Source organism: Gemmatimonadaceae bacterium, assembly GCA_035606695.1.
Lineage (GTDB): Bacteria > Gemmatimonadota > Gemmatimonadetes > Gemmatimonadales > Gemmatimonadaceae > JAQBQB01.
Map to the genome: position 1 here is coordinate 113,560 of DATNEW010000029.1, position 17,380 is coordinate 130,939.

Genomic DNA, 17,380 nt, shown 5'->3' on the forward strand with positions numbered 1-17,380 from the left:
TCGGCTACGGCGCCCGCGCGACGAACGATCCGCTGGCGTCGAGACTTGCGGGCACCGACGAGACGGTCGTCCCGGGCGCGATGTTCGCCGGCCACGTCGTCGACTGTCCGGCGTGGAACGTGAACGTTCCCTTGATCACGCCGTTCGATACGCTCGTCACGACGACGATTCCACTGGTCGCGGCGTACACCACCCTCGACCCGTCAGCGTTGGGCACGGAATAGCTCGCGTAGAACTGTGGCCGCGCGTCGACGGACGTGCCGACGACACGCACCTGATACGTTTCCGCGCGCGCGCTGCCGAGTAGTCCGAGACCAACGGTCGGTTTGGTCAAGTCCAGGGACGCGAGCGAGAGCAGCGTCACGTCGCTGACATATCGCGTCGCGCCGCCGTTCGACACTTCGCTCCAGCCGGCGGGCATGAACTGAGTGAACGTGAATCCGCCGATCGAGTCGCGGCGGTCACCGGTGGTGCTCACCGAGAACGACGAGCGCTCATTCGACACGCCGGTGGCGCTGTTGTCGGCACCGCAGCCGAGCGCGATCAACATTCCGATCGCGATGCTCAGGGATGAAACGCGCGTCATCGGGATCCTCGCGGGTGAGTGGAGAACGAGTCATGAGTGTTCTCGAATTGGACACACGGTCGCGAGGAATGGTTGACGCGGCACGAACCGTTGCGCGTCGATTACACTGCCTCTTACTTCATTGATCGCGGTTCGTCCCGTCTGACCTTGCACGGCGCTTACATCGCTTACACATCGAGGCTGTCGATCATCATGCGCATTGACTCACTGGTGCTTTTCGCTGGTCTCGCGGGTGCGACCGCTGGTGCGCAGGCACCGGCGCCAAAGGCGGTGCTGGTCACCGGCGCGAGCAGCGGCATCGGCCGCGCGATCACCGAGCGCCTCGCCTCCAACGGTTTCTTCGTCTTCGCCGGCGGCCGCACGCCGCAGGAGCTCGCGGACCTCGATGCGATCGCGAACGTCAAGGCGGTGCGCCTCGACGTGACGTCCGCCAGCGACATCGCCGCCGCCGTGCAAACGGTTCGGCAATCGGGCAAGGGCCTCTATGGCGTCGTCAACAACGCCGGCATTCTCGTGATCTCGCCGCTCGTCGAAGCGACCGAGAAGGAAGCCGGCGACATCATGAACGTGAATCTCCTCGGGCCCTTCCGCATCACGAAAGCGTTCGCGCCGCTCTTGATCGAGTCGAAGGGGCGCGTGATCAACATCGGCTCGTTGAACGGCATCGTCGCGCAGCCCACCATTGGCTTGTACAGCATGACGAAGCACGGCATCGAAGCGTACAGCGACGCGCTCGCCGGCGAGCTCTCGCGACTCGGCGTTCGTGTGAGTGTGATCGAGCCGGGAAACTATCGCACGAATATCGGCCACAGCGCGGCGAGCCGCGTCGACACGTCGAACTTCGCGACCTCTCCGTTCGCGGCGCAGATGCGCGGCACCATCAACGGCTTGCGCTCATTCGATCGCGATCCGCCGCCCGACGACGTCGCGCAAACAGTGCTCGAATCCTTGAACTCGGACGCGCCGCGCCCGCGTTACCTGGTGGTTCCCTCGGCTGGACAATCGGAGCTCGTCATCCGCCGGCTGTTGACGGAGCTCGTGCAGCTCAACGACAGCCAGCGCTTTCGCATCGAGCGCGACTCGCTGGTGAAGCTGCTCGACGCGGCGCTCGCGGCGGGGCGCCGGTAGCCAGGGTCACCCGTGCCGCACCTTGGCGCCGAGGATGATGAGCGTCAACAGCAGCACGCAGGTGTTCGTCCAGATGATCGGCGGTTGGCCGAGCAGTAATCCATACGTCGTCCAGCCGGCCGACTGAATCACCAGCAGCGCGCACGTTCCGAGCGAGAGGTCGCGCGTTCGCTTCGTGCGCCACACGCGCCACACCTGCGGCACGAACGAGGACACGGTGATGAACCCGCTGGCGGTGCCGACGATCGCGGCGGCGTCGACGGGCGTCAAGTCGCGATGCTCCGGGTCATAGGGTCATTTGCGCCATGGCCGTCCGGGGAATTGCACAATATGTAACCCCCTTACGCGTTTCTCGCGATCACGATTAACTGGATGATGCCGAGCGCCACGGAAGCCTACCGGTTGGATCGGGCAAACCGCACCGAGGCCTTCTCGTCGATGGATGGCGAGTGGGTGGCGACCGTGACGCTCGTGACGCATGCCGCGCGGGTGCCGCAACGCGAGGAGCGGCGGCTCATGCGGCAAGCCGACGATCTGGCGCGGACGTGTTTCGGCGAGGAGGAAGTGCGGCGCCTGTCGCGGCTGGAGTGGCGTGCGGCGCCGCGGCGAATGGATGCGATCGTGCTCCTGTCGATCGCGATGCACGAGGCGGGGACGAGTCACCTGGCTCTGGCGCTGGTCGAGGGCGCGCTCGCGACGAAGGCGTCGCTGACGCCGCTGCAGCGCGGACGATTGGATGCGGCGCGGGCGCGGCTCACGCACTACTTCGGCGAGCACGATCTCGCGGTGGAGCGATACCTGGAGCTCGAGCGGGTCGCCAGAAAGTTGGGGAGCGCCGAGCTGCTCGCGCGCTCGTCGCTTGGACTCGGGGCGGTGGCGCAGTTGCGCGGTAATTATCCGGAAATGCTCCGTCAGGCGCGGCGCGCTGCGAGCTTCGCTATGGAGTGTGGTGCACCGCAATTGCGTCGGCGGGCTTCGACTGGGTTGATGATGGCTGCGGCTCAATTGCACCGTTACGACGAAGCGCTCGCGAGCGCGTGGCAGATGTATCGCGCTGCGCACAACGACCCTGTCGGCGAAGCAACGAGTCTCGTGGCACTCGGTGAATTGCTGTTGCGCCTGGGTGAGCCGCCGGCGGCCTATGTCGCGTTCGCGCAGCTACTCAGCGGGCCCCATCCCGCGCGAGTGATTCTTCCTGCGCTCAGCGGCTTTGCGTCCGCGGCCGCTCGGCTGCGCCCGCCGCAACCCAACGACGTACGCTGGGCAGCGGGTGAAGTCGAGCGATTCCGAAAGACGCCCGCGTCGCGCTTTGCGTTTGCCCAGGCGCTCCTCGAGTGCGCCGAAACGCTGCGCGAAATCGGCTCTGTCGAGCGTGCAGATGCGTTTCGCGACGAAGCGTTCGCACTTGCCGAAGCACGAGGCTACAACGAGTTGAGCGTCAAGGCCGAACCGAGGGGCATTACTGGAACGAATCCAAAACGCGCCGCAGCCTCAACGCGCATCGTTCGCTACTTCGACAATCAACCGCAGCCTCGCCTGCCGAAACATGTCGTCACGGCAGGCGAGCCCGCGGTGTTCGGCTAGATGCCGTTTTCGCAAACCCACTTGCCTTCGATTTCCGTCCAACCCGACGCACACGGCTCGTCGGGTGGCAAATCATCCGGCTGCGCCGCCACCGTCGGCTGCGCGATGTGCGCCACCCGCCTCGGCTCAGGCGACGTGGGACTCGAACTGCACGCGGCCAGGACTGAGAGTACGGCCGTCGCAATCACCGCGCGGCACCAGGGCTTCATCTGCGATTTCATAGGTCGCTCCGTCATCGGGGAGCTGGCTATTTATTGCTCGCGCGCGGCCTGACTGGTTATGCCTCGTGGCGCCGGGTTACACAGCGTACCACGCTCTGTCGAAGATCCGCGCCGCGTCATCGCGTGCGGCTTGGATCCCGTGCAGCGGGCCCGTCTGGCCGACGCGACGCGCGGTGCGGCGCGCGTCGTCGCGCTGGCCTCGCCCGAGGAGATCTTCGAGCTGCTCGACGATCACGTCGATCCGCTCGATTTGCTGGCGCTCGGAACTCAGCTCCCGCGCACCGAAGGAATCATTCGCCGCGTGCGCAGCGTTCGCCCGCAACTTCCCATCGTCGTGTTTCTCGGGCCCAGCACGTCGGAGTTCTCGACCATCCCGTCGCTCACCGAAGCGGGCGTTCACGAAATCATCATTCGCGGCTACAACGATCAGGGCGCCGCGCTGCTCGCCGCGATCACGACGGCCCGCAACGGATGCACCACCCGCTGGGTCGTGAGCCGTCTCGCGAAGACGATACCGGCGCGCCTCGCGCGCTTCGCCGAAGCCATCCTTTCCGATCCCGCCGAGATCACCTCGGTGCCCGCGCTGGCGGCGCGCGTCGGCGTGCATCGCAAGACGCTCTACAACTGGTGCCAGCTCGCGCGCTTCTACAAGCCGGCCGAATTGCTGGTGTGGTGCCGGCTGGCGCTCGTCGCCTACTATCTGGAGACGACGCGCTGCAGCGTGGACACGATCGCGCGGGATCTCGGATTTCCGTCCGACACGGCGCTCAGGAATACGCTCAAGCGATACACGCGTCTTACCGCGACCGAGCTGCGCGAGCGCGGCGGCCTTGAGTGTCTTCTAAAGATCCTCCAGAGCAAGCTCGACGCGCATCGAGCGCATCTCGCGGACCTGTAAGACTTCCGTAAACATCGGCGATCGAGACAAACGGCTGAGTCCCGTACGTTCCGCACGCGATTGCATGCGATTGCACGCTGTGTAACGGTGCGGCCGCGGCGCCAATCCTATCTTCGCGGTGGAACGACTTACGGAGGAGAAATGAGCTCCGAATCGATTGCCGAATATCCTCGGCGTCTCGGGGGCCAGCCTGCGGCATCGCGAGCGCAGAAGCATTCCGCGGAGTATGCGTTCGAGGCCGTGCTCGAAACGTCGCCGGCCGGCGGACGCCGCCTGGAAGACGTATTGCGCGCCGGTGCGAACGAGTTCGTGCTCACGTCGAGCGACGGTCGAGTGGCGGCGAAGGTCCGGTTGCGCGTCGCTGGCCTGACGAGAACGAGGCATCAGATCGGCGCGGAGCCGATCGTCGTCGATTGGTTGGCCTCGACGGTGGCGCGCGGCCGGCAGTGTGTCTCGCTTTCGCGCACCGAGCTTCGGCTTCTCGCGGTGCTTCTTGGCGCCGAGGGACAGCCGTTGACGCGCTTCGATCTCATCGAGCGCGTGTGGCCGAGTCAGGAGGTGCCGAACGTGGAGCGGGAGAATGCGCTGGCGGTGTACGTGTGTTGTCTGCGCAAGCGCCTCGCCGCGATCGGCGCCGGCGAGGCGTTGGTGACGTTGCGCGGGCAGGGGTATCAATTGAAGCAGATGGCGCGCAAGGATTCCTAGGCGTCAGAGAACGCGTCGCCGAGGATTGACTCCCCTATGATTTCTAGGTATATACCTCGATGTCCTAGGGGAGCGTGCGTACGCGCCCCGCCTCCGGAGTTCATTCATGCTCTCGCAGCGTGTAGCCCTTGTCGCCAGTGTAATCGTCGGGCTTTTGAATCGCTCGCCGGCGACGCATCCGGGTCGAATCTCTTGCGAGTCAGTCGACTCGACGATGCTTGCCACCGCGAGCGCACTCGAAGCCGCTCGCCCGGCGCTCGACCGCGGCTGGCCTGGCTTTGGAAGTACTCTCGCATTCGGATTGGTGCGTCCCGACACGGTCGCGATCGTCGTCTCGACATTCGCGCCTGACGGCTTTCGCCCGCTGACGTGCGACGCTGTACCACGCACCCTCCACGGACGGATTTTCGTTCGCTCCGGATCGTGGCCTGGTCACGGAAAGGCGATTCAACCCGTGCTCGATGAGAATCGGCGAATCGCCGGAGTATCGGTTGGCTTGCTGGCGTCGCCCGCGGCCACGGCGGATCTCGTCGCGCACGAGGCGTTCCATCTGGCGTATCAGTTCGCGCACTTCCAGGGCGCCGCGCGTTCCATGGAGCGGGAGCTGCCGGCATCGGTGCCGATCGACTCGGCGTTGACGTCGTCGGTCGCGTTCGAGCTGGACGGACTGGCGCGCGTCCTGTCGCATGATGACGCGGCCTCTCGGAAGGCCGGCGCCGCCACTTTTTTGCGGCTGCGGAACCTTCGCTTTCAGCGCATGGGCGCGGCCGCGGCTGACGCCGAGCGGCAAATGGAATATATGGAAGGCACGGCGGAATGCGTCGGACTCACGGCGGCGTTGGCTGCGGGCCCCAAGGCCGACGCGAACAACCTGAGCGCGCAACTCCGCGATACGCTCGTTGCGTTGCTCCATGCGACCGCGCGGGATGTGCGCGAGCACGGTGCGACGCGCGAGCTTCGGCCGCGCTCGTATTACACCGGAGCCGCTCTCGTCACGCTGCTCGAGGACGGCGAGCCATCGTGGCGGTCGGACGTAGAGAAGGGCGCATTTCTCGACGTGATCCTTGCATCCCGGACGCAGTGATCCGCGTCTCTCGGCCAACGGCGCTACCTCACTCGGCGCGCAGCGCGTCCATTGGATCGGCGCGACTCGCACGGCGCGCCGGTCCGTAACTGGCCGCGAGCGCCGCGGCCGCGAGAATGAGCGCCGCGGCGACGTACGCCGACGGTTCGCGCGCCGTGACACCGTAGAGCGTCGCGGCAAGCCATCGCGCCGCCAGTGTCGCGCCGCCCAAGCCGAGCACCGCGCCTAAGGCGGCGAGCAGGCACGCCTGCCGCACGACCATCGCCGCGACCCGCGACGGTTCCGCGCCCAGCGCGACACGAAGCCCAAGCTCGCGCGTGCGACGCTCGACGAGAAATGCGATGAGACCGTACAGACCCGTCGCGGCCAGCAACAGCGCGATACCCGCGAACGCGACGAGGAGACGAGTCAGCGAACGAGTGGTGAGCGTCGCGTCGTCGAACACTTGTTCGAGTGTTTGAACGTTGAAGATCGGCATCGCCGGGTCGAGACCGCGAATGACTTGCCGCGCCGAAGCAGCCACCGCGGCGAGATCGCCGCGCGCCCGGATCGCGAACGCCACGCGCGTCCACGGATCTTCCGCATAGGGCCGAAAGAACTGCGGCTCCGGCGCGCCGAAGATGGTCGCCTGTTTCAGATCTTGAACGATCCCCACGATCGTCGCGGCGCCGACGCCGGTATTCACGCGATGGCCGATCGCGTCGCCGCGCGGCCAGTACCGGTTCGCGAACGTCTGATTGATCACCGTCACCTTCGGGGCGTTCGCGTCGTCGCCGGTGTTGAACGTCCGTCCGGCGACGAGACGCACGTGTAGTGCGGAGAAGTATCCGGGCGTCGCGATGGTGCCGGTGATGAGCGGTGCGTGTCCCTCATCCGCCTCCTGGCCCTCGATGCGCGCCGTGAACTGCGAACAGCATCCGTTGATCGGCAGGCGATCGGCGGCGCCGACGCCATCCACGCCGGGCAGTGCGCGCAATCGCCGTTCGACGTCGGCCACGAACCGCGCGCGCGCCTGCGGGTCGTCGTAGCGCGGGCCCTGAAGCGTCATCTGAAAGGAGACGACGTTCGCCGGGTCGATGCCGATTGGAATTCTTTGAATGCGCCGTACGCTCTCCAGCGCCAGCGACGCGCTCACGACGAGCATGATCGAGATCGCGATCTCGAACACGACGAACCCCCGCTGAAGCCGCGAGCGCGTCGTACCGACCGTCGCGTTGCGCAGCGCCGCGCCGCCGCGAATGTCCGCCAGCCGCAACGCCGGCGCGATGCCGAACGCAATGCCGGCCAGCGCCGATACCCCGAGCGCGAACGCGAACACGCGCCCGTCGATGTCGAACGTCATCCAGGCGGGCGTGTTCGGCGCGACGGCGCGTTGAATGACTTTGCGCGCCCACACCGCGAGCACCACGCCGAGCGCGCCACCGCTGAGCGACAGCACGAGGCTCTCCGTGAGCAGTTGCCGAACGATCCGGCTTCGGCTCGCGCCGAGCGCGGCACGCACGGCGATCTCGCGGGTTCGTGCGCCGGCGCGCGCGAGCTGTAGCGCCGCGACGTTCGCGCACGCGATGAGCAGCACGAGAATCGTTGCGCCCATGACGGCGAACAGGCTGCCGCGTACGTCGCCCACGTAGCGCTCGCGCATCGGCATCATGACCGTGGTTTCCTGGGCGTTGGATTTCGGCCACTCGCGCTGGAGTCGCGCCGCGATCGACGCGAGGTCCCGGCGCGCGGCATCGAGCGAGACGCCGCGCCGCAGCACACCGAACACCTCGAGATTGCGGTTGCCGCGCGAAGATGGATCGAGCACACCGTTGCTGAACGCACTGTAGCCGCCGGTGGAGATGGGCAGCCACACCTCGGTGCGCGACGGGTAGCGCGACTGATCGGGAATCACGCCGACGATCGCGCGCGCGGCGCCGTTGACGACCACACTCTGGCCGAGCGCCCGCGCGGGCTCGCCGAATTCCTGGCGCGCGAATGCGTCGGAGACGACCATCACGGGTGCCGCGCCCGTTTCATCATCAGCGTTCGCGAATAGACGTCCCAACTCCGCCGAAATGCCGAAGGTTGGAAAGAAGCTCGCGCTCACGAGCGCCGCCGAGAGGTTTCGTGGATCGCCATGCAGCATGACGAAGCTCGTTTGGCCGAGCGCGGCCATGTCGTCGAACGAACGCTGCGACGCGCGCCAATCGCGGTAGTCGAGGTATGAGCTGACGGTGCCGGACCCGGATCCCTGACGCGAGCTGCTGATCGACACCAGACGGTCGCCGTTCCGGTAGGGCAGGGGCCGCAGCAACATGGTATCGGCGACGCTGAACATCGCGGTCGTGGCACTGACGCCGACCGCCATGCACAGGATGGCGGCGAGCGCCGGCACCCACTGGCGGCGAAGGACGCGGAGCGCATACGCCGCATCCTGAACGAGCGCATTCAGCATTTGCATGTGACTCTCGGCACGGGCTTGTTGGCGGTCGATCTCGACACAATCGTCGCGCGCGCGGGCGACGTTGCCGAACCGCTGCTCGGCCCGCGATCGAGCCGCGTCGGGGGACAGGCCGCGCGCCGCGTACTCGGCGGCGCGCATCTCGAGATGGAAGTGGAGCTCGTCGTCGACGTCGGCGGTGGTGTCGGCGCCCCAGAAGCTGAGGTAGCGCCGCCAGGCCGGCGTGCGACGTGAGGTGTTCTGAGAGCTCATAACAAGGTATTCAAATAATCAAACACGCATGACGGCGCGTGCGCGATCACACCGGATGCGGCGGTGCCTCGAGGGCGGCGAACACGGCGCGGGCGAATCGCGTCCACGTCGCCGCTTCCGCGCGCAGCTGCGCGCGTCCCTTGGTGGTGAGCGTGTAGAACCGAGCCCGCCGGTTGTTCTCCGACGTTCCCCATTCCGCGGCGATCCACCCGCGGGACTGGAGCCGGTGAAGCGCGGGGTACAGCGAGCCCTCCTCGATTTGCAGGACGTCGGCGGTGGCCTGCTCGATCCAGCGAGCGACGCCGTAGCCGTGCGTGGGGCCCCAGCTCACTGCTTTGAGGATGAGCAGATCGAGTGTGCCGCGGAGAACTTCGATGTTCTTGGCGTTGTCTGGCATTCTTCCATAGGAAGTCTATGTGGAAGCAACATGGGGACGCTTCCATAGGAAGTCAAGGGGAGGATGCTACGCGGTCGACGGCGGCGTCACGGGCGCATGGCATCCAGGCGCCGCCTCAAGTTCCGCGCGCCGATGGTGAGTGCACGTGGATCCTGCGAGTTTTTCGACAGACTCAAGATGCCTTCGATCTCGGCGACGAGCGCGAACGCCGCAGCCTGCGGGTCGATCGCGGCGCTCACCGTGCCGCTCGCCTGGCCCCGCCGCAATGCGAGCTCATAGGTCTGCATCCACAGCTCGAATACCTGTTGCGTGCGAAGACGGAACCCGTCGTCGAGCGGTGACATCTCCTGCGCCAGGTTGTTGAGCGGGCAGCCAAGGTTCACCGGCGCCGCGGCGAGCGCTCGCGCGCCTCCCTCGAACGCATCACCGATGATCGTCAGCGGATCGTCGGCGGTGGCGAGCGGCATCACCCATTGCGCACGAATCATCTCGGCAACGACTTCGTCAACGAGCGCATAGCCGAACTCGAGCTTGCTCTCGAAGTGGTGGAAGAATGCGCCTTTCGTCAGGTCGAGCCGGCGCAGCATGTCATCCACGCTCGCGGCCTGGAATCCGTGCTGGTAGACCTCGTCGAATCCCGCCGCGAGCAGGCGGGCGCGCGTTGCCTCCCGATCGCGGGACCTTCGCGCCGTCCGCACCTTCCGCACCTTCCGCACCTTCCGTGGTTTTCGTTGCGGCGTCATGGCTTCGTACCACAGGGACTTGCGCTAACATACCAGTTGGTATGTATAATGGTCCACCTCTCTCCGGATCGGGCCATGAAGCTGTTTCTCGGGATAGCGGCCGTGCTCGCGTGGTTGATCGGTCTCATGCTGGTCCTGGCGCCTACTCAATTCTATGCGCCGACGGGCATCGCGCTCACCCCAATGCTGGCGACCGTCGCCCAAGCGCACGGAGCGACCCTCTTTGGCCTCGGCACAATCAATTGGTTTGCCCGCCGCGCGGAGGGTCAAGGCCTCGTCGCGGTGCTGGTCGGCAATCTCGTGACCCAGGTGCTCTCGTTCGCCGTCGCGGCGCGGACGGCGGCGCTCGGAGCCGGCCTCGCGGTCGCACCTGCCTTTGTGATTCACACGGTCCTGGGCGCGTGCTTCATCGTCGCACTGGTCCGCGCCACGAACAAGCGCCGTATCGGCGCCTCGCTTCCCCCGGCTTCTCCACTAGGTGGCTGAATGCTGCGACGGGCCGAACGGCCGTACTTTTTTTTCACTGGATCCGGAGCAACCGTCATGAAGAAATTTCTCGTGCTGTATCAGTCGCCAATCTCGGCGAGCGCGCAGATGGCGAACGCCACGCCCGAGCAGGCGAAAGCAGGTATGGCGGCGTGGATGGGCTGGATGAAGCAAAACGAGGGCGCGCTCGTCGACGGAGGAAGCCCGCTCGGAGACGTCGCGCTGGTGACCCGCAGCGGCACGACGCGCGGCACGTCGCGAATCACCGGCTACTCGATCGTTCAGGGCGACTCGATCGACGACGTCTCGCGACGATTCGCGCAGCACCCGCATCTGCACACACCGGGCGATGCCGACATTCAAATTCTGGAATTCCTTTCACTGCCGGGGATGTCGGGCTGAACAGCGAGTCGAGCGCCGCTGGCCCCGTGTGCTTTTTCGGCGGGGCCACTTTCGGGGCTCATTGCTCCAAGTCGAAGCCTTCGTCGTTCCATCCTTCGACGCCGCCGATCATTTTCTTGACCGGCCGCCCCAGCGACGCCAACCGATGCGCGGCGCGATCGGCGCCATTGCACTGCGGTCCGTTGCAGTAGACCACGAACAACGTATCGGGCGAGTACTCGGCCAATGAGCGTTCGTTGATCGTGCGGTGCGGCAGGTTGATCGCGCCTGGGAGGTGTCCGGTGGTATAGTCGCTCGGACCGCGCACGTCGAGCAACACGAATCCGGGTGTCGCGCTTCGCATCGCGGCGCGCACGTCCCAGCAGTCGGTCTCCAGCGTCAGGAGCCGAGCGAAGTGTTCGCGCGCGATATCCGGCGGTGCGGCCGGGATATCGGTGACGGGCGACGATGTTGGAAGCGTGGGCATCGGAATGGGCACCAAGTGGCGTGTGAGCGGATGCGCGGTCGGACACTGCCGGCATTCTGCGCGGCCGGTGCGCGCGGCGACAGTGGCTGAAACGCCAATCATCGTCAATATTCCGCCACGCCCCTTTCCGCGGAAACCATGCGCAAATCCGCCTCCGCACGAGCCAACCGGCCGCGCCGCCGACACGTCGTCGCCGCCGTCGTGTACGATCGCCTCTGCACGTTCGAATTCGGCATCGCGGTCGAGTTCTTCGGCCTCTCGCGGCCGGAGATGCCGCACTGGTACGAGTTCGTCGTGTGTGCTGCCGAGCGCCCTCCGCTTTCCGCGACCGGGGGTATCAAGCTGGTACCGCGTGCTGGGCTCGAGGTGCTCAAGCGGGCGGACACGATCATTCTTCCTGGATGGCGCGACCTGAATGAGACGCCGCCACGTGCACTGCTCGATGCGCTCGTCGCCGCGCATCGCCGCGGCGCGCGACTGGCGTCGATCTGCTCGGGCGTCTTCGTGCTCGCCGCGACCGGGTTGCTCGATGGCCGCCGCGCGACGGCCCATTGGCGGGACGCGCACCTGCTTCGCCAGGCGTTTCCGAAAATCCAGGTCGATCCGGATGTGCTCTACGTCGACGAGGGCTCAGTCCTCACGTCGGCAGGGAGCGCGGCCGGCATCGATCTGTGCATGCATCTTGTCCGCCGCGATCACGGCGCCAAGGTCGCAAACGCGGTCGCTCGGCGGCTGCTGATGGCGCCGCATCGCGAAGGTGGACAGGCGCAGTTCATTCCGGCGCCGGTTGGCGACGAGGATCGCCCGTGGTTGGCGACACTCTTCGATTGGGTGCAACTCCATCTTCACGAGTCGCTGCCGATCGACCGTATGGCGCGACAGGCGCACATGAGCGCTCGCACTCTGACGCGCCGATTTGTGGAAACCGCCGGCGTAAGCCCAGGCGAATGGCTCATCGGCTTACGAGTCGCGCGCGCGAAGGATCTGCTGGAGACGTCGCGCCGATCGGTGGAACGCATTGCGGACGACTGCGGGTTCGGGTCCGTCGCGACGCTACGCCATCATTTTCGGCGGCGCGTGCACATGAATCCGGCGGCGTACCGTGCGCGCTTCCACACCGGCCGAGCCATGACGTGAGCTCGAAGAGCGATGAACCCCTGATCCGCCAGAGCCCCTATCGATCCAACGCGTGCGTGCATCTCTGCCAACAACGAAGGGCAACGTGGCTGTCCGAAATGATGCGCGCCGGCTTCGCTACGTTCAGGCACCGGCGGTAGAAGGGCAAACGAAGCTCTCAATGCTCCTCTGCAGTGATTGAGGGGCGCGGGGCGTGGTCTAATCCGGCTCAAGGCTCCCAGGCCAGACTTCCACGCCGCGGCAGGAGGACTAGTTCCGCCGCTTCCCCGGCGCGGCGACGCTCCCCTTGACATCTAGGGGACGGCGGTCGAGTGTTCGCCATGGCACGCAACGATGCGCTGCAGGGCACCCTCGACTTACTGGTCCTCAAGACGCTCGCGCAGTTGAGTGAGATGCACGGCTTTGGTATCGCGCTGCACATCCAGCAGGTCTCCAGCAACACGCTGCGCGTCCAGGAAGGCTCGCTCTACCCGGCCCTGCGCCGCATTGAGCAGGACGGCTGGATCGCCTCCGAATGGAAGCCCACCGAGAACAACCGTCGGGCGAAGTACTACCGGCTCACCGCCGCCGGCCGCCGGCAGCTGGCCCGCGAAGAGCGCAGCTGGGCGGAGGTCGTTGCGGGCGTCACCGCCCTCCTGCGGTACTCGTGAGATGAACGCGCCGCGTGACCTCATCCGTCGCCTGCGGTCCGTCTCGACGCGACTGTTCGCGGTCTTCCGCACCAGCCGAATCGAAGACGACGTCGACGCCGAGGTCCAGTCGCACCTCGCCATGCGCGCCGAGCTGCTGGCTGCGCGAGGGATGCCGCCCGAACAGGTGCAGCGCGAAGCCCGGCGGCTCTTCGGCAATCGCACCTATCTGAAGGAAGAGGCGCGAAACCAGGAACTGTTTCCGTCGGTCGAATCGGTCGTGCAGGACATTCGGTACGGTCTTCGACTGTTTCGGCGCAGTCCCGGCTTCACGACGGTCGTGGTCCTGATGCTCGGTGTGGGGCTCGGGCTCAATGCCGCGATGTTCAGCGTCTTCGATCGGGTGCTGATCGCGCCGATACAGTTGCCGAATGCCGACCGGCTCTACATGGTCACGTCGCACGCCCGGACCCTCGGCAACGCTCGCCGCGCCATGTCCGGTCCCGACTTCCGCGACGTCCGCGCGCAGAACACGGTCTTCACCGGTGTCGCCGCGGTCATTCCGCGGTTCGCCGAGGTGTTGACGGGCGACGGTCAACCGTGCGTCGTGAATTGTGCGTCGCCCACGCAGGCGTTCTTCGACGTCCTCGGCGTTCGACCTCTCCTGGGACGCACGTTCCTGCCCGCCGAATTCAACGATCTGAACAACAGCACACTCCTCGTCTCATACAAGTTCTGGAAAGACCAGCTTGGTGGTGACCCGCACGTCATCGGACGCGTGATTCACGTCGAAGACGGGCCGTCGGTGATCGTGGGAGTCATGCCACCCATGCCGGATCTCTATTCCGACGTCGACCTGTGGCTCAAGCTCGCCACCGAGCCGAGCTGGGACTTCATGAACTGGCGGGCGAACAAGTTCCTCGATGTCGTCGGCCGGCTGAAGCCCGGCGTCGATCCACGAGTCGCCGAGCAGGAGCTGACGGCGATCCTGCGCCGCGCCGACGGCGAACCGGCTGACGTGGCGGCGCAGCTGACGGGATTGCGGGAGGTGGTCGTTGGTCCGATTGCGCGCCAGCTCGACATCATGATGGCGGCGGTGGCGCTGGTGCTGCTCGTGACGCTGCTCAATACGGCGGCGATGCTGCTCGCGCATTCCATCAAACGAGCTCCGGAGCTCGCCGTCCGGCTGGGCCTCGGCGCCAGTCGCGCGCGCATTCGGCGCCAACTCCTGGTCGAAGGCGTGTTGCTCAGCGGAGCAGGTGGTGTGCTGGGTCTCCTTGTCGGCGCGTTGACGATCGGCATGATCCGCGGATTCGCCGCCGCGTCGCTCCCGCGCATGGACGGACTCGCGCTGAATGGCGCGGCGATCGCGGTGAGTCTCGCGATCGTCGTGTTGAGCAGCGGCATATTCACCGTGATTCCGGGTACGCTGCTGAAGCTCGACCTGGCCGGAGCATTCCGCGGCTCGCGCACGGAGACGGGCCGCGCACAACGACCGTTCGGCGGCTTGATCGTCGCCGAGATCGCGTGCGCGGTCGTGCTGACGGTGTGCGCGGGGCTGCTGGTGCGCAGCTTCATGCGAATCCAGTCGGTGCCGCTGGGATATCGGCCGGAACAAACGGCGACCGCGTACCTGCGCACCAACTACGATAATCGCGAAGGGTATCCGTTCTGGCGGAACGTGCTCGACGCGGCGGCGAACGTTCCCGGGGCGACGTCCGCGGCGCTCTCGGATTGCATGCCGTCGATGCGGGTGAATACCGCCATCATCAAGTTCGCCGACCGCCTCAATGTCCCGGGCCGCGAGCCGTCGACCGAGGCGTGCTGGATCAGCGCGGACTACTTCAAATCGCTCGGCGTGGGGCTGGTTCACGGACGGTTCTTCACGAACCTCGACGACGCCGATCGTCCGCCTGTCGTGATCATCAACAGCGAAGGCGCGGCGCGCCTCTTCCCCGGGCAGAATCCAATCGGCAAGCGCATCGGCGTGAGCTATCTGTCGCTGGGCGGCCGCGCGACCGGCGAGCCGCGCATGCGTGAGATCGTTGGCATTGTGCCGGACCTGCGGCAGCGCTCCGTCGATGCACGTCCCGGCCCGGCCGTGTACATGCCGTACACGCAGGACGAGACGTATCACGTGTTGAACTCGATGCAACTCTATATTCGCGGCGCGGCGGCCGACCCGGTCTCGTTGGCCGAAAGCGCGCGCGCGCGGATTCAGTCGCTCTATCCCAATCAACCGGTGGAGCGCATCCGCCCCATGCGCGAGGTGATCGCGCAATCGATCGAGCGCCGAACCTACGCGGCGTTGCTGATGACCGGCTTTGCGGTTCTGGCTCTGCTGTTGTGCGGCCTCGGGATTTACGGCGTGGTGTCGTACGTCATGCAGCAACGGACGAAGGAGTTCGGCATTCGGATGGCGTTGGGTGCGCGCCGCGGCGACGTGTTGGTCGACGTCCTGAAACGGGGCGGCTTGCTCGTCGGCACGGGCATCGTACTCGGGGCCTGTCTCTCGCTGTTCGTCGTGGGCGCGCTGTCGCAGTTGTTGTTCGAGACTGGATCGACGGATCCGGAAGTTTATGGAGGAACGGCGCTGGTGCTTGCCGTCACCGGGCTGCTCGCGTGCCTGGTTCCGGCCATCCGTGCCTCGAGGCTCGACCCGCGCGCGGCGCTCGGCCTTCAGTAATTCTCATCGAGTGCGTCGACGAAACGGACCGCGAGGTAGTCTGAATTCCCCTGCCACAGCGCGGAATTCTTTTCCACAGCTCAGCCTTGGTATATGCCTTGCCGAAGCAGGCGCCGCACTGCTCGTCAGGTTCATACCTCGCGCCGGGTACGCCCATGCACAAGCTGTCGGCTTCGCTCGTTAGCATTTTGGTATTCGCCGGAGGCATGTTCGCCTGCGCGCATCTGAGCACGCAAGGCGTTCCACAGAACGCGGCCGTTCGTACGCAACCGAACAGCTTCACCGACGACATCGATCACAACGCCTCGTCGATGCTCGACGAAGGCCGGAAAGTCTTTCGCCACGAGACGTTCGGCGACGAGTATTTCTGGAGCGATACGCTACAGTTGCAGCTGGCGATCGCCGGCAGTCGCCATGGCGGCGTCGGCCCCGGTCTGACGCCGCGGCAGGCGCTCGACGTCGGTCTCAAAGTCGATATCGACCACTTGCCCAAAATCACGGCCGACGCAATCCGCGGCGGCTCGGCGAGTCTCGACGAAGTGCAGACGACGCTCGAGCTGCTGAAGGCGGATGCCGTCGTCGGTGTCAAAGCATTCTATGACAACGGCGGATTGCGGCCGACGCGCGTCGGTATCACCTGCGCGCTGTGTCACTCGACGGTGAACGACGCGCTCACGAAAGGCATCGGCAATCGGCTGGACGGCTGGCCAAACCGCGATCTCAACGTCGGCGCGATCGTCGCGATGGCGCCGCGCCTCACGCCCTTCGAGCAGGCGCTCGGGCTCGATGCGGAGACGATCAGAAAAGTGTTACGAAGCTGGGGTCCGGGAAAATACGATGCGGAGTTGATCCACGACGGAAAGGCGTTCCGGCCCGACGGCAAGTCGGCGGCGACGCTCCTGCCGGCCGCGTTCGGCCTCCAGGGGATCAACCTCCACACGTATACGGGCTGGGGCTCGATCACGCACTGGAACGCGTACGTTGCCGTGACGCAGATGCACGGCCGCGGACGCTTCTACGATCCGCGACTGAATGATCCGAAGAAGTATCCGATTGCCCAGAAGACGCACATGTACGACGTGAACGCGACGCCCGATCAAGTGACGCCGCACCTGGCGGCGCTGCACTACTATCAGATGTCGATTCCGGCGCCGGCGCCGCCGAAGAACAGCTATGACCACGCGGCGGCCGATCGAGGCCGCGCGATCTTCAACGGCCAGGGGACATGCGCGCGCTGTCATGTTCCGCCGCTGTTCGCGGAGCCGGGGTGGCCGATGCACACCGCCGCGGAAATCGGCATCGACGACTTCCAGGCGAGCCGGTCGCCGGACGATCGCTACCGCACGACGCCGCTCAAAGGCTTGTTCGTGAAGGAGAAGGGCGGCTTCTACCACGATGGGCGCTTCGCCACGCTCGACGACGTCGTCAATCACTATGACACATTCTTCAAGCTGGGCCTTTCCCCGCAGCAGAAGCATGACCTCGTCGAGTACCTGAAGTCGCTCTAGGCTACGTCGCGCGGCGACGAAGGTG

The 17,380-nt window shown here is 65.9% G+C and carries 17 protein-coding genes; 11 read left to right on the plus strand and 6 right to left on the minus strand.

All coding sequences use genetic code 11. The annotated features are described in order from the left end of the window. Window positions 1-4: 4 nt before the first annotated feature. Window positions 5-586 carry a hypothetical protein gene (locus VN706_15710; protein ID HXT17088.1) on the minus strand — a complete coding sequence of 194 codons (582 nt, stop codon included), beginning with the start codon at window positions 584-586 and terminating at the stop codon, window positions 5-7. A gap of 192 nt (window positions 587-778) precedes the next feature. On the opposite strand from VN706_15710, the gene VN706_15715 reads away from it, so the two are divergent. Then, window positions 779-1,714: an SDR family oxidoreductase gene (locus VN706_15715; protein ID HXT17089.1), complete on the plus strand. Its 936-nt coding sequence runs from the start codon at window positions 779-781 to the stop codon at window positions 1,712-1,714. Window positions 1,715-1,720: 6 nt separating this feature from the next. Here VN706_15715 and VN706_15720 read toward each other — a convergent pair whose 3' ends face one another. Next, complete coding sequence (locus VN706_15720; GenBank protein HXT17090.1) at window positions 1,721-1,984, minus strand: SemiSWEET family transporter; 264 nt, start codon at window positions 1,982-1,984, stop codon at window positions 1,721-1,723. A 102-nt stretch (window positions 1,985-2,086) separates the two neighbouring features. On the opposite strand from VN706_15720, the gene VN706_15725 reads away from it, so the two are divergent. From VN706_15725 to VN706_15740, 4 genes are all read left to right on the plus strand, one after another. Beyond that, window positions 2,087-3,298, plus strand: coding sequence for a hypothetical protein (locus VN706_15725; GenBank protein ID HXT17091.1), 1,212 nt, complete (start codon window positions 2,087-2,089; stop codon window positions 3,296-3,298). A gap of 360 nt (window positions 3,299-3,658) precedes the next feature. Next, on the plus strand, window positions 3,659-4,417 hold the full coding sequence (locus VN706_15730) for an AraC family transcriptional regulator (protein HXT17092.1): 759 nt from the start codon (window positions 3,659-3,661) through the stop codon (window positions 4,415-4,417). Window positions 4,418-4,558: 141 nt separating this feature from the next. Beyond that, the gene (locus VN706_15735) at window positions 4,559-5,122 is read left to right on the plus strand and encodes a winged helix-turn-helix domain-containing protein (GenBank protein ID HXT17093.1); all 564 of its coding nucleotides are present in this window, start codon (window positions 4,559-4,561) and stop codon (window positions 5,120-5,122) included. Window positions 5,123-5,336: 214 nt separating this feature from the next. Beyond that, window positions 5,337-6,206, plus strand: a complete 870-nt coding sequence (locus VN706_15740; protein ID HXT17094.1) for a hypothetical protein — start codon at window positions 5,337-5,339, stop codon at window positions 6,204-6,206. Between the two features lie 28 nt (window positions 6,207-6,234). Here VN706_15740 and VN706_15745 read toward each other — a convergent pair whose 3' ends face one another. The 3 genes from VN706_15745 to VN706_15755 all read right to left on the minus strand — a co-directional run bounded on the left by VN706_15745 (window position 6,235) and on the right by VN706_15755 (window position 10,041). Beyond that, window positions 6,235-8,901, minus strand: coding sequence for an ABC transporter permease (locus tag VN706_15745; protein ID HXT17095.1), 2,667 nt, complete (start codon window positions 8,899-8,901; stop codon window positions 6,235-6,237). A gap of 46 nt (window positions 8,902-8,947) precedes the next feature. Beyond that, complete coding sequence (locus tag VN706_15750) at window positions 8,948-9,298, minus strand: PadR family transcriptional regulator (GenBank protein HXT17096.1); 351 nt, start codon at window positions 9,296-9,298, stop codon at window positions 8,948-8,950. Between the two features lie 86 nt (window positions 9,299-9,384). Next, the gene (locus VN706_15755) at window positions 9,385-10,041 is read right to left on the minus strand and encodes a TetR/AcrR family transcriptional regulator (protein HXT17097.1); all 657 of its coding nucleotides are present in this window, start codon (window positions 10,039-10,041) and stop codon (window positions 9,385-9,387) included. A 75-nt stretch (window positions 10,042-10,116) separates the two neighbouring features. On the opposite strand from VN706_15755, the gene VN706_15760 reads away from it, so the two are divergent. Together VN706_15760 and VN706_15765 are read left to right on the plus strand one after the other, a co-directional pair. Next, the gene (locus tag VN706_15760) at window positions 10,117-10,527 is read left to right on the plus strand and encodes a hypothetical protein (protein HXT17098.1); all 411 of its coding nucleotides are present in this window, start codon (window positions 10,117-10,119) and stop codon (window positions 10,525-10,527) included. Window positions 10,528-10,584: 57 nt separating this feature from the next. After that, the gene (locus VN706_15765; GenBank protein ID HXT17099.1) at window positions 10,585-10,929 is read left to right on the plus strand and encodes a hypothetical protein; all 345 of its coding nucleotides are present in this window, start codon (window positions 10,585-10,587) and stop codon (window positions 10,927-10,929) included. 58 nt (window positions 10,930-10,987) lie between these two features. Here VN706_15765 and VN706_15770 read toward each other — a convergent pair whose 3' ends face one another. Further along, complete coding sequence (locus VN706_15770; GenBank protein HXT17100.1) at window positions 10,988-11,395, minus strand: rhodanese-like domain-containing protein; 408 nt, start codon at window positions 11,393-11,395, stop codon at window positions 10,988-10,990. 138 nt (window positions 11,396-11,533) lie between these two features. Between VN706_15770 and ftrA the strand changes: the two genes are divergently transcribed. The 4 genes from ftrA (at window position 11,534) to VN706_15790 (ending at window position 17,355) form a co-directional block, all read left to right on the plus strand. Further along, complete coding sequence (gene ftrA, locus VN706_15775; protein HXT17101.1) at window positions 11,534-12,532, plus strand: transcriptional regulator FtrA; 999 nt, start codon at window positions 11,534-11,536, stop codon at window positions 12,530-12,532. A 320-nt stretch (window positions 12,533-12,852) separates the two neighbouring features. After that, complete coding sequence (locus tag VN706_15780) at window positions 12,853-13,182, plus strand: PadR family transcriptional regulator (GenBank protein ID HXT17102.1); 330 nt, start codon at window positions 12,853-12,855, stop codon at window positions 13,180-13,182. A gap of 1 nt (window position 13,183) precedes the next feature. Then, the gene (locus VN706_15785; GenBank protein HXT17103.1) at window positions 13,184-15,847 is read left to right on the plus strand and encodes an ABC transporter permease; all 2,664 of its coding nucleotides are present in this window, start codon (window positions 13,184-13,186) and stop codon (window positions 15,845-15,847) included. Between the two features lie 155 nt (window positions 15,848-16,002). Further along, a complete protein-coding gene (locus VN706_15790; GenBank protein ID HXT17104.1) occupies window positions 16,003-17,355 on the plus strand; it encodes a hypothetical protein in 1,353 nt (450 codons plus the stop codon). The last annotated feature ends 25 nt before the right edge of the window (window positions 17,356-17,380 follow it).

Bases quoted from the DNA above. Each gene is read 5' to 3' on its own strand.
- VN706_15710 (HXT17088.1), bottom strand. From the start codon at position 586: ATGACGCGCGTTTCATCCCTGAGCATCGCGATCGGAATGTTGATCGCG.
- VN706_15715 (HXT17089.1), top strand. From the start codon at position 779: ATGCGCATTGACTCACTGGTGCTTTTCGCTGGTCTCGCGGGTGCGACC.
- VN706_15725 (HXT17091.1), top strand. From the start codon at position 2,087: ATGATGCCGAGCGCCACGGAAGCCTACCGGTTGGATCGGGCAAACCGC.
- VN706_15735 (HXT17093.1), top strand. From the start codon at position 4,559: ATGAGCTCCGAATCGATTGCCGAATATCCTCGGCGTCTCGGGGGCCAG.
- VN706_15740 (HXT17094.1), top strand. From the start codon at position 5,337: ATGCTTGCCACCGCGAGCGCACTCGAAGCCGCTCGCCCGGCGCTCGAC.
- VN706_15745 (HXT17095.1), bottom strand. From the start codon at position 8,901: ATGAGCTCTCAGAACACCTCACGTCGCACGCCGGCCTGGCGGCGCTAC.
- VN706_15750 (HXT17096.1), bottom strand. From the start codon at position 9,298: ATGCCAGACAACGCCAAGAACATCGAAGTTCTCCGCGGCACACTCGAT.
- VN706_15755 (HXT17097.1), bottom strand. From the start codon at position 10,041: ATGACGCCGCAACGAAAACCACGGAAGGTGCGGAAGGTGCGGAAGGTG.
- VN706_15760 (HXT17098.1), top strand. From the start codon at position 10,117: ATGAAGCTGTTTCTCGGGATAGCGGCCGTGCTCGCGTGGTTGATCGGT.
- VN706_15765 (HXT17099.1), top strand. From the start codon at position 10,585: ATGAAGAAATTTCTCGTGCTGTATCAGTCGCCAATCTCGGCGAGCGCG.
- VN706_15770 (HXT17100.1), bottom strand. From the start codon at position 11,395: ATGCCCACGCTTCCAACATCGTCGCCCGTCACCGATATCCCGGCCGCA.
- ftrA (HXT17101.1), top strand. From the start codon at position 11,534: ATGCGCAAATCCGCCTCCGCACGAGCCAACCGGCCGCGCCGCCGACAC.
- VN706_15780 (HXT17102.1), top strand. From the start codon at position 12,853: ATGGCACGCAACGATGCGCTGCAGGGCACCCTCGACTTACTGGTCCTC.
- VN706_15785 (HXT17103.1), top strand. From the start codon at position 13,184: ATGAACGCGCCGCGTGACCTCATCCGTCGCCTGCGGTCCGTCTCGACG.
- VN706_15790 (HXT17104.1), top strand. From the start codon at position 16,003: ATGCACAAGCTGTCGGCTTCGCTCGTTAGCATTTTGGTATTCGCCGGA.